The organism is Frankia sp. AgB1.9, from assembly GCF_016786355.1.
In the GTDB taxonomy this organism is placed as follows: Bacteria; Actinomycetota; Actinomycetes; order Frankiales; family Frankiaceae; genus Pseudofrankia.
Genome location: NZ_JADWYX010000019.1, coordinates 92,334 through 103,151, shown reverse-complemented (window position 1 = coordinate 103,151; position 10,818 = coordinate 92,334). Strand labels below are relative to the sequence as shown.

The following is a 10,818-nucleotide window of genomic DNA, read 5'->3' as shown; positions in this document are numbered from 1 at the left end:
CCGCCCCCAAACATTGGGGCGGCACCCCCCCCCAACCCCCCGGGTCCCCCTGCGGGCCCCCGCACGCGCCCGCGCCCACGAAGAAGGACGAGGGCTACCGTGGAGGCGGCGGGGCCAGGGTTGGGCAGCGGTCGCGGAGGAACTCGTGTGGGTAGCCCAGGCGGACTTCGGTGGCGGCGTCGAGGCGGGTTAGCTGGTCGGCCGTAAGGGTCAGGCGGGCCGCGGCGAGGCTGTCGGCTAGCTGTTTGACGCTGCTGACGCCGAGCGTCGGGAGCAGGCCGTGGGCCATCACCCAGGCGATGGCGACCGAGGCCGGCGTCGCCTCCAGCTCGTCGGCAACCTGGCCGAGCGCCTCGACCGCCCGAGCCTGCGCCGCCGGCACCGACGCGTTCGCGGGGGCGGCCTTGACCAGACGGCCGCGGCCGAGCGGACTCCACGCGGCGACGGCCAGGCCGAACGCGTCGGCCATCGGGAGCATCTCCCGGTCCGCGGTGCGGGCCAGCAGCGAGTACTCCACCTGAACCGCCGCCACCGGAGACCAGCCACGCAACGACACGAGCGTCGCCGCGTGCGCGATCACCCAGGCCGGCATGTTGGACAGGCCGATCGCGAGCACCTTCCCGGCGTGGACCAGGTCGTCCAGGGCGCGCAGTGTCTCCTCGACCGGGGTGTTGCGGTCCCAGGCGTGCACCCAGAGCACGTCCAGGTAGTCGGTGCCGAGCCGGCGCAGCGACCGCTCGACGCTCCCGCGAATCGTCTTGCGGCTGGAGCCGCCCGAGTTCGGGTCGGCCAGGTTCGTCGGCAGGGTGAACTTGGACGCCACCACGAGGTCGTCCCGCTCGGCGGCGACGAGCCGGCCGACGATCTCCTCGCTCTCGCCGGCGGCGTAGTTGTTCGCCGTGTCGACGAAGGTCCCGCCGGCTTCCCGAAAGGCGGCGTAGATCTCGCGGCAGACCGACTCGTCGGATCCCCAGCCGGCGCGGGTGCCGAACGTCATCGTGCCCAGCGCGAACTCCGAGACCCGGATGCCGGACCGTCCGAGCACCCGCTGCCGCAGCGTCGTCGCGTCGCCGTGCACCCAGGCCGGCGGCGGGACCACCGGCAGCCCCCGCGGCGCGGCCGGGGGCGAAGCGTCAGGCGTCATCGTCGGCCACCCAGTTGACGAACCGGTGCAGCGGATACATGCCGTCGTGCGGGTTGCCCATCGTGCCGGTCATCGCGCTGCCGAGCCTGACGACCCGTTGCACCCCGGCAGTTGCCAGCAGGTCGCGGATCTCGGCCTTGCGCTCGGGCGGGTACACGCCGACGGTCTGCGTCGCCACGTTGGCGAAGTGCGTCGCCTCGACGAGCGACCCGACCGGCACGACGTTGACGGTCTTGTTCGTCGGATGGAAGTCGACCGGCTCGGGGGAGCGGACGACGAGGCCCGAGCCGTCGTACTCGCCCCAGATCCGGTAGTCCGGCTCCAGGAAGCGCATGCCCTCGACGGCCTCGCGGATGTCCGGCGGCGTGGCCGGGCCGACGGCGGAGGCGAACTCGCGGTCGACGTTCAGCCGGTCGCGCAGCAGGGCGCAGAACTGGTCGAGCCGCTCCATCTCCGCGTCGTCGTCGACGTCGGTCTCGACGGCGATGTGCCGGGCGGCGAGGCAGGCGTCCTGGTTGAAGACGGTCGCGTCGAGCGCGGCCAGCTCCGCGACCTCGCGCATCGTCTCCGGCGAGGCCAGTGCCTCCCGTCCGATGATCGCCATCGAGACCTTCGGGTCGAAGGCGACCAGGTGGAAGCCGGGCCCGGTGTACTTGATGACGTTGTTGATCGCGGCGCCGCCACCCCAGCCGATGATCTTGTCGAAGTACTGGGCGCGGTAGAGGACGTTCTCGACCTTCGCGTCGCCGCCCTTCCAGTAGACGGCTGACATCGAGCGCAGCACCGGGTGGTCCGGGTCGATGTCGGCCATCGTGCGCAGCACGGCGACGGTGGTGAACGGGTCGGCCGACGGCAGCTTGAAGACGTTGACGGCCTTGACGAGCGCCGCGTCGGCGATCGAGGTCATCGCCCCCGACGGCGAGTTCCCGGCCAGCATGTGCACCAGCCGTGGCGGGAACGCGCGAATCCGGGTCCGCCGGCCGTTCGGGTCGGTGTGCGCAACCCAGCCGTCGAGGACCCGGACGTCGCGGAACGTCTTCTCCAGGCGGAACTCCATCGACTGTCTGGTCAGGAACTGCCCCGGCCGGTGGAACGTGTTCTCGATCATGCGCCGCGGCATCTGGCTGACCTGCGCGGTCAGCTCCAGCGACTCCTGCAGGTACGGGTTCTTCGCCAGGTCCAGGTGCGCGGCGACCTCGACCAGGTAGTCGATGATGTCCGTGAGCGGAACGTCGAAGGCGGGGCCCTGCTCGGTGCGTGGCGTGATCAGCTCGTTGAACTTGATGCGCGGTGTCACGAACGGCACGCCGAAGTCGCGCGAGGCGTACTCGACGTCCTCGCCCCAGACGACCTTGCCGCGAATGACGTGCGGCACCTTCAGCTTCGCGGGCGTCGGCCCGCCGGACGGCGCGAGCCCCGGCGACGGCACGAGGCCCTGCGGCGGGGTGGTGCCCTGCGATGGTGTGGTCTCGGTGACGGTCATCTGCCGCTCCCTCAGCTCTCGATGAAGCCGCGGACGTAGGCGTCCATGGTGCCGGCACAGGTGATCTTGTCGCCGTCCGGCAGGTCCTTGTAGCGGGTGATGTCCTCGAAGACGGTTGTCCCTTCGCGGCCGCAGGAGCAGACGCGGAAGTCCGCGAGAATCCTGTCGCCGGAGATGGTGGCGCCCCACCGGCCGTCGACGGAGAAGTCGAAGAAGGCCGCCCGGCCCTCGACCTGGCCGTCGGACAGTGGCGCGAGCGCCTCGCCGTTCTTGTCGAGCACCAGGAGCGTCAGGCCGGCCGGCACGTGGTAGCGCCCGGCGAGGCACTTCACGCTGCGCAGGTTGACCTCCTGCATCGCGTAGTAGTGCAGGAAGCGGCTCGGCTGGATGTTGAGCAGCTCGAAGATGCGCTCGCGGTAGTCCGGCGGCAGCGTCATCCCCTTCAGCCCGCCCGCGACCTGCAGGCCGTTCAACCCGGTGATGTCGCCGGGCTTGACGCCCTTCTCCCGCAGGATCTCGTTCAGCCGGTACAGCAGGACGAACATCGAGTTGAAGAAGATGTTCTCGTCCCGGTGCGCGATGATCTGGTCCGCGAGGAAATGCAGGCGGGCCTCGACATCGGCCTGGCGGGCGGCACCCTCGGCGTCGAAGGCGGCGACCTCGTCCGGCGAGGCGGTCCCGTCGGCGATCGCGCGGCGCATCGCCCCGAGGCGGGCCATGTACCTGTGGTGGTCCGTGACGGGCTTGGACTCCGGCAACGGGAACGCGTCGGCCTTGCGGTAGTTCGCCAGGAAGACGTCGCGGATGTAGATCGCGGAGCTGATGCCCGTGTCCGGCCCGACTGGGCAGACGTGCCACTCCCTCGACGGGGGCAGGCCCAGCCAGGTCAGCGAGTCCAGCAGGTTCTGGCCGGAGGCCGCACGGTCGGCGCGCGTCTTGTTGAGGAACGACGCCTTTCCCGAGGTCCCGGACGACGACGAGACCAGGTGGCCGTGCTCCTCCAGGCGGGCGATCCAGCCATCGAGATCCTCGACGCCCGCCACGTCCACGTCGGCGACGCGGTAGGTCGAGACCGAGTCGAGCCAGCGGTTCAGCTGCTTCCAGCGGCCCTTGGCGACGATCGTCTCCGGGTAGCTCTTGTACGTCGTGTGCGGAAACAGCAGCGGGACCAGGTCCTCCGCGGAGCGGATCTCCTCGACGCCCTCGGCCTTGGCCCGCTGGGCGAGGACCGGTACCTGCTGGCGGCGCTCCTGGAAGCGGGCGTCGAGCGCCTCCACGATCCCCGGCGCGAGGCCGGCCGACTGGCTGCTGGTCGTCACGGACATGACGCCCCTCTTCTGCGCTGTCGATGCGGGGGAATCCCGGCCGCCGGAGGGCCGCGTCTCGCGCCCAGGGGCGCCACGGTCGAGCGGCGCCGGGTTACTGCACTGGGCAGTCTAGTTTTAACTCAACTCGCCCGTCTAGTTTTCACGGAGACCTGTCAGACTGAGCGCCATGACCACGCCGCCCGGCACCCGGCCGCGCCCGCCACGCCGCGGCGGCCGGCCCACCCGCGAGGAGGCGGCCCAGCTCGACCGGGACGTCCGTGAGCACGCGCTGCGGCTCTTCCTGGAGCACGGCTACGAGGGCACGTCGATGGACGCGATCGCGCAGGCCGCCGGGACGACCAAGGCGTCTCTCTACGCGCGGTTCCCCAGCAAGGACGCCGTCTTCACCTCGGTGTTCGGCTGGGCGATGGGCCGGACGGACTGGCCGGCGCCGGACCCGGCGCCGCCGGCCGAGACGGACGACCTGGCCGGCGCGCTCACCGCGATCGCCCAGGCCGCCGTGCGCCGGGCGCTGGACCCGTCGATGGTGCGGATGAGCCGGATCGCGATCGCGCAGGCTGACCGGTTCCCCGACCTCGCCCGCCGCATCCAGACCACCTCGGGCGGTGGCTCACCGCGCCAGCGTCAGGTGGCCGACCTGCTGCGCCGGCACGCGGCGACCGGTGCCATCGCGCTCACCGACGACCCAGACGTGCTCGCCGACCTGTTCGTCGGCATGGTCTCCAGCGCGCCGGCCAGGCTCGCGTCCTTCGGCATCCGGCCCGACCCGGTCGAGGCCGAGCAGCGCATCCAGGCGGCGGTCCGGCTGTTCGTCGGCGCCCTGCGCCCGTGACAGTGCGCCCGACGCCTGGAGCGGTGCAGGCCGTCAGTACTTGAGCGACAGGATGGTGCGGCTGGGTGCCTCGGCCGGGACGGTCAGCCCGAGGACGACGGCCAGCTCGGGGTTGGCGGCGTCGCGCACCGGGGCGAGCGGCGCCAGCCGCGCGCGAACGGCCGGGTCCCGGGTTGCGCCACCGCTGAGCACCAGACCGTTGATCTTCGCCCAGTCCAGGTCGTTGCGCGTCAGCATCGCCGTGCACCGCTCGATCGCCGGCGCGAGGACTGGCTCGACCAGCTCGCCCAGCTGCGCCGGCGTGAGGCTGAGCTCCAGCAGGAGGTCGGGCAGGAAGACGTCCGCCGACCGCTGCTCGGCCAGCTGCTCCCGGAGCATCCGGGCGGCGTCGCGCAGGTAGCTGGCGCGCCGCCGCCCGGCCTCGCCGTCGCCGTCGTCGATCTGGTAGAGCTCGCGCAGCCGCGTGACGATCGCCGTGTCGATGGAGTGGCCGCCCGCCTGGTCGTCACCGACCTGGTCGAGCACGGCGGCCACCCCACGGTTGGCGGTCACCAGGGCTGCGTCGAAGGTTCCGCCGCCGACGTCGACCACGGCCCAGGTGCCGTCCTCGGGCCGCGGGCCGAGGACGGACCGGGAGGCGGCCGCGGCCTCGTCGACGATCGTGATCGTGTCAGGGGCGAAGCCGGCGTTCTCACCGGCCTCCAGCAGCGCGGCGTGCTGGTCGGGCGTGAAGGTGACCGGCGCCGAGAGGACGAGCCGGTCGAACCCCCGCCCGGCCTGACGGCGGGCCAGCCGGGCCGCGTGCAGCAGTGGCTGGCTGACGGCCTCGGCCGCCGCGAACGGGTGGCCGCCCAGCATCCGGGGCTCGCGCTGGCCGAGGTCGCGCTTGATGTCGCCCCAGCACCAGTCGGGCCGGCTGACCCGGCGGGCCTGGGCCGCCTCACCGACCAGCCAGCGCCCGTCGGACGCGCGGCCGACCGCCGTGGGGAACCAGGCCAGCTGGGTCGCCGGCACCCGGACGAGCACCGGGTCGGCGCTGTCCGCCGTCGTGTAGGCGGCCTTCGTCCAGGTGGTCCCCAGATCGACGGCTAAGAGCCACTCGCGCGCCATTCTTGCCTTGTCCTCCCGGGAGGTCCGTCCCGTTCGAGGAACGGCATCGAGCGCGGGGCGACGCGGCGGTGGCGAGGGCGCGCACCCGAGTGCCCCTGTCGCCGCTGGGCCCCGGCGCGGGGTGCAACGGCAGTGTGGTCATGACTACCACATGGCACGGCCTGGCTCGGCGTGTCCCGCAGCGCAGTGTGACGAGACCACCCGTTCGGGGCGGCGTCCGGCGCATCGCGGGCACGTCGCGCGTAGATTGGATAACGTATCCAATGTCGGACGGTCGCGGCGGCGCCAACAGCGTTGCTCAAGCCGCGCCGGTTCCGACACCGACGCTGACGAACCGCCGATGACCAGCGAGGTGCCGCCCATGCCCGACGAGACCGCCCCCCGGCCGTCCGCGACCGCTCCGCTCGCCGGGGTACGCATCGTCGACGTGTCGATGCTGGGGCCGGGCGCGTTGACGACGCACCTGGCCGACCTGGGCGCGGACGTCATCAAGGTGGAGCCGCCGGGCGGCGAGTACGTCCGCAAGATGGTGTGGCCGTTCATCGAGGGCGTCTCGCTGCTGCACTGGCACATCTCCCGCGGCAAGCGCTCGGTCGAGCTGGACCTGCGCACCGAGGCCGGCCTGGAGGTCTTCCGCGACCTGGTCCGCGGCGCCGACGCCGTCGTCGAGGCGATGCGCCCGGGCGCCCTCGACCGCCGCGGGCTGGGCTTCGCGGCGCTGAGCGAGCTCAACCCGAGGCTCGTCATGTGCTCGATCTCCGGCTACGGCGCGAGCGGCCCGTACCGGGACCTGCCGAGCCACGGCATCGCCTACGACACGTGGGCCGGCGTGGTGACGCCCGCCGTCGACGCGAACGGCTTCACCTACCTGCCGGAGCACGCCTCGATCGGCATCCACGCCGGCCCGCTCTACGGCGCGCTCGGGCTCGTCGCCGCGATCCTCGCGGCCCGCGAGACCGGCCGGGGCAGCCATGTCGAGGTCGGCCAGGCGGACGCCGCGGCGGCGATGGACTGGCTGCGCAGCGAGACCTACCGAGCCTACGAGCGGCCCGAGGACGAGGTCACCGGCAATCCGGTCGACGACTACGAGCGGCGTACCCCGGGCACCGGCGGCATGGAGGACGGCGTCCGCTACCAGGTCTACCGGTCCGCCGACGGCCACGTCCTGTTCATGGCCTCGGAGCGGAAGTTCTGGAAGAACTTCTGCGCCGGCGTGGGCCGGATGGACCTCTACGACCGGCGCCCCGGCGCCGAGTTCGCCGACCACGCCCGCGGCGACCTGGCGACCCGCGCCGAGCTCACCGAGATCTTCGCGACCCGGACGACCGCCGAGTGGATCCGGTTCGCCGGCGAGCACGACACGACGATCGCGCCGGTCAACACCCCGAAGTCGATCGTCGAGGACCCGCAGTTCGCCGACCGGCTGCCCTGGCTGCCGGCCGAGACCTTCGGTATCGACGAGCTGCCGTTCCCGGTGCGTTTCGACGGGAGCAACCCCCAGCCACGCGGCCGGGCGCCGAAGCCGGGAGAGCACGCGGCCGAGGTCCTCGCCGGGGTTCTCGGCTACGACGAGGAGAAGGTCGCCGAGCTGCGCGCCGCCGGTGCGTTCGGCCGGGCCTGACGCCTGTCCTGAAACTGAGTGGGACGGACCCCACGCCGCCGCGGTTCGGCGTTCGGAGGCGTGCGAGCTCGCATACTGATATTTTATACAATCTGATAGCTGAACGTAGCCGTACCTGCCTGCGGTCGAACGACGCGGTCGCGTCAGGCAGTCGAAGTGCGAACTCAGTCTGCGAAGTCATGGAACGAAACCGAGGTGCTGGGCATGGGGCTGCTCGACGGCAAGGTCGCGATCGTCACCGGGGCCGGGCACGGCATCGGCCGGGGCCACGCCCTCGAACTGGCGAAGCAGGGCGCGAAGGTCGTCGTGAACGACCTGGGCGGCTCGCTGCGCGGTGAGGGCCAGAGCCGGGCCGCCGACGAGACCGTCGCGCTCATCGAGAAGCGCGGCGGCATCGCGGTCGCCGACTACGCCGACGTCGGCGACTTCGACCAGTGCGGTGAGCTGATCGGCCGCGCGGTGGACGTGTTCGGCAAGCTCGACGTCCTGGTGAACAACGCCGGCATCGTGCGTGACTCGGTGATCTGGAACATGCCGCCGGACGACTTCGACGCGGTCATCCGGGTTCACCTGCGCGGCACCTGGTCCACCTGCCAGCACGCCGCCAAGTACTGGCGTGCCGCGGCCAAGGCCAAGGGCGGCCCGGTCGGCGGCCGGATCATCAACACCACCTCCGGGGCGGGCCTCGGGGGCAACTTCGGCCAGTCGAGCTACGCGGCGGCCAAGGCGGCGATCGTCGCCGTCACCCAGACGCTCGCGCTGGAGCTGCTGCGCTCCGGCGTGACGGTGAACGCGGTGGGCCCGTCCGGCCTCACCCGGATCACCGCCACGATCCCGGGCATGGGCGCGGCGTTCGAACCGGACGAGGTCGCCGAGGGCGAGTACCACCCGATGGACCCGGCGAACAGCTCCCCGCTGGTCGCGTGGCTCGCCAGCGACGAGGCCGACCACGTGACCGGCCAGGTCATCCGGGTGATCGAGGACAGGATCATCTGGATGCGCGGCTGGACCGAGCGCAAGGTCATCTCGGCGGGTGGCAAGCGCTGGGACCCGACCAAGCTCGGCGAGGTGCTGGCGCAGGACGTCTTCGAGACCCGCGGCCCCGGGATGCGCTTCCCTCCCTCCTGACAGCCGACGGTCCTGGCGGACGACAGTCCTTCTAGGTGACAGTCCTGACAGGTGACGGTCCGGACGAGCGAGAGCCGGCCGGCGACCCGGAGAAGAGGCCAGACGATGGCGGTAGATCTCGCCGAGTTACTGAAGCCGGCGCACACGGTCCTGCTCACGCAGGAATGCCAGAACGGCGTCATCGGCACGCCCAGCTCGCTGCCCATCCTCGCCGAGGTGGCCCGCGAGTCGGGGATGATCGCGAACGTGGCCCGGCTGGCCGCCGGTGCCCGGGCCGCCGGGGTCGGCGTGCTGCACGCGATCGCGGCGCGCCGGCCGGACGGCCGCGGCTCCAGCACCAACGCCCGGCTCTTCCTCGGCACCGACAAGGCGCCGGTCAAGCAGCTGCTCGGCACGCCGGCCGTCCAGGTCCTCGACGAGATCGGTCAGGAGCCGTCGGACCTGGTCTCGGTCCGGCTGCATGGCGTCTCGCCGATCGCCGGGACCGACGTCGACGCGCTGTTGACCAACCTGGGCGCGAGGACCGTGGTGATCGTCGGGGTGTCGTCCAACGTCGCCGTCCCGGCGGCCGTGTTCGACGCGGTGAACCTGGGCTACCAGGTCGTCGTGGTCCGGGACGCGATCGCCGGCGTGCCCACCGAGTACACCGATCTGGTGCTGCGCAACTCGCTCGCGCTGTGCGCCACGATCGTCGGCACCGACGACGTTCTCGCCGCCTGGGAGAAGCCCTCCGCAGACTGACGGCCAGTCGGTAGCGTGGGCCCAGGTTGTTCACATCCCGTGCGTGGTCACCGGCAAGACCTAATGTTGACGTCGGTGTCAAATCCATCTAGCGTGGGAGGGCCGCGGGCCCCGTGGTGAACAACCGACGACGGGAGGACGACATGACAGCCCTGAAGGCCGGCGCCCGGCTGAAGGACGAGGCGACTGGCGTGGAGGCGGTCGTCGTCCGGGTCACCGCGGAGTCAAGCCTCGAACTGCGCCCGGGCGGCCCGGCCGCGCTGGGCAAGCGCTACACCTGTGCCGTGTGTGAGGCCCAGGTCCTCGTCGCCAAGGCCGGTGCCGCCGAGCCCGTATGCCACGGCGAGCCGATGTCTCTCGCCCAGGCCAAGCCGCTTCCGTCCTCGGACTGAAACGACGGACTGAAACGACGGTCGCCCGGAAACGGGCGCGGAGCGGATGGAAGCGCTCAGCGCCCGTTCAGGTCGGCTGCTGGTTCCTCCAGCTGGAGAGCGTTCAGGCAAAGGCGGACGAGTTGCTCGACGCCTTCGTCAAAATCAAACTCGAACAGCTTCTGCACAAACCACATCTCGGCGAAGCGGTTCATCATCGCGCTCATCGCCGCCAGCGCCACCTCGGGGATGATGCTCGGGTCGGCCCAGCCCTGCTCCTGCATCCGGCGAACGGCCTTGGCGGCGCGGATACGGTCGGCTTCCTGGTATTCGAACCGGATACTGGTCAGTTCCGGGTCGTATCGCGAGACCATCTCGATGACGCCGATGATCCGGGCCTCGTCCCGGTAGCTGGCCAGGAACTGCGTGGCCACCTGCCGGATCGTCGCGGCCGGCGTCCTGGCGGAGGGCCCGTTGAAGACCGACGTGTACATCGGCTGCTGGAGAAGGTCGCCGACCGCCATGGCGACCTCGCGGAAGATCTGTTCCTTCGAGTCGAAGTAATGGTAGAACGACCCGTGTGACAGCCCGGCGTGCTCGGCGATGTCGGAGATCCGGGCGTCCAGGAAACCGTCCTCCTCGAAGACGGCCTTCGCTGCCTGCACGAGCCGGGCTCTGGTCGCGGCGCCCTTGCGGGAACGCGGCCCGCTCGCCTTGTCTCGCCCCTCCGACCGGGCACCGGGCACCGGCGCGGGCGGGGACACATTATCTGTGGACGCCACGGCAGCCTTCCACGAATGGTCCTCCGATCGACACCGATGTTTACCGGTAAGTCTACCGGTGGATTGTCATTGACGTCGACGTTAAAATTGACAAAGCGTGTCGGGTACCAGAGCCCGCGGCACCAGGCCGCTCTTGCCTCAGGTGTTCCAGGGCACTTCGGCCGGCCGCGGACCCGGCCCGAGCGCGGCTCGCCACCGGCCTCGCCACGCAGTGTCATCGTGGTCCCGCGCCGTGGTCAGCCTTCTGCATCGGCGTCACCTGGCTCAGGGAGATCGAT

General features: G+C 71.3%; 10 protein-coding genes. 5 read left to right on the top strand and 5 right to left on the bottom strand.

All coding sequences use genetic code 11. From position 1 onward, the window contains the following. Window positions 1-94 precede the first annotated feature (94 nt). From I6A60_RS09825 to I6A60_RS09815, 3 genes are read right to left on the bottom strand one after another with little or no spacing between them, the layout of a single operon-like run. Complete coding sequence (locus tag I6A60_RS09825; RefSeq protein WP_203021590.1) at window positions 95-1,144, bottom strand: aldo/keto reductase; 1,050 nt, start codon at window positions 1,142-1,144, stop codon at window positions 95-97. Further along, window positions 1,134-2,627 carry an acyl-CoA reductase gene (locus I6A60_RS09820; RefSeq protein WP_203021589.1) on the bottom strand — a complete coding sequence of 498 codons (1,494 nt, stop codon included), beginning with the start codon at window positions 2,625-2,627 and terminating at the stop codon, window positions 1,134-1,136. Before I6A60_RS09820 ends, I6A60_RS09825 begins: the two co-directional genes overlap by 11 nt. Window positions 2,628-2,638: 11 nt before the next feature. Next, the gene (locus I6A60_RS09815) at window positions 2,639-3,952 is read right to left on the bottom strand and encodes a hypothetical protein (RefSeq protein ID WP_203021588.1); all 1,314 of its coding nucleotides are present in this window, start codon (window positions 3,950-3,952) and stop codon (window positions 2,639-2,641) included. A gap of 169 nt (window positions 3,953-4,121) precedes the next feature. On the opposite strand from I6A60_RS09815, the gene I6A60_RS09810 reads away from it, so the two are divergent. Next, entirely contained in the window at window positions 4,122-4,787 is a 666-nt protein-coding gene (locus I6A60_RS09810; protein ID WP_203021587.1) for a TetR/AcrR family transcriptional regulator, read from the top strand. Between the two features lie 33 nt (window positions 4,788-4,820). On the opposite strand, the gene I6A60_RS09805 is transcribed toward I6A60_RS09810, so the two are convergent. Continuing rightward, window positions 4,821-5,897: an Hsp70 family protein gene (locus I6A60_RS09805; RefSeq protein WP_203021586.1), complete on the bottom strand. Its 1,077-nt coding sequence runs from the start codon at window positions 5,895-5,897 to the stop codon at window positions 4,821-4,823. A 340-nt stretch (window positions 5,898-6,237) separates the two neighbouring features. Between I6A60_RS09805 and I6A60_RS09800 the strand changes: the two genes are divergently transcribed. The 4 genes from I6A60_RS09800 (at window position 6,238) to I6A60_RS09785 (ending at window position 9,779) form a co-directional block, all read left to right on the top strand. Then, window positions 6,238-7,518 carry a CaiB/BaiF CoA-transferase family protein gene (locus I6A60_RS09800; protein WP_238435100.1) on the top strand — a complete coding sequence of 427 codons (1,281 nt, stop codon included), beginning with the start codon at window positions 6,238-6,240 and terminating at the stop codon, window positions 7,516-7,518. A 204-nt stretch (window positions 7,519-7,722) separates the two neighbouring features. Beyond that, window positions 7,723-8,646: an SDR family NAD(P)-dependent oxidoreductase gene (locus tag I6A60_RS09795; protein WP_203021585.1), complete on the top strand. Its 924-nt coding sequence runs from the start codon at window positions 7,723-7,725 to the stop codon at window positions 8,644-8,646. Window positions 8,647-8,751: 105 nt separating this feature from the next. Beyond that, entirely contained in the window at window positions 8,752-9,387 is a 636-nt protein-coding gene (locus I6A60_RS09790) for a cysteine hydrolase family protein (protein WP_203021584.1), read from the top strand. Between the two features lie 143 nt (window positions 9,388-9,530). Further along, window positions 9,531-9,779 carry a desulfoferrodoxin gene (locus I6A60_RS09785; protein WP_013426618.1) on the top strand — a complete coding sequence of 83 codons (249 nt, stop codon included), beginning with the start codon at window positions 9,531-9,533 and terminating at the stop codon, window positions 9,777-9,779. A gap of 56 nt (window positions 9,780-9,835) precedes the next feature. Here I6A60_RS09785 and I6A60_RS09780 read toward each other — a convergent pair whose 3' ends face one another. Further along, window positions 9,836-10,540, bottom strand: a complete 705-nt coding sequence (locus tag I6A60_RS09780; protein WP_203021583.1) for a TetR/AcrR family transcriptional regulator — start codon at window positions 10,538-10,540, stop codon at window positions 9,836-9,838. Window positions 10,541-10,818 lie beyond the last annotated feature (278 nt).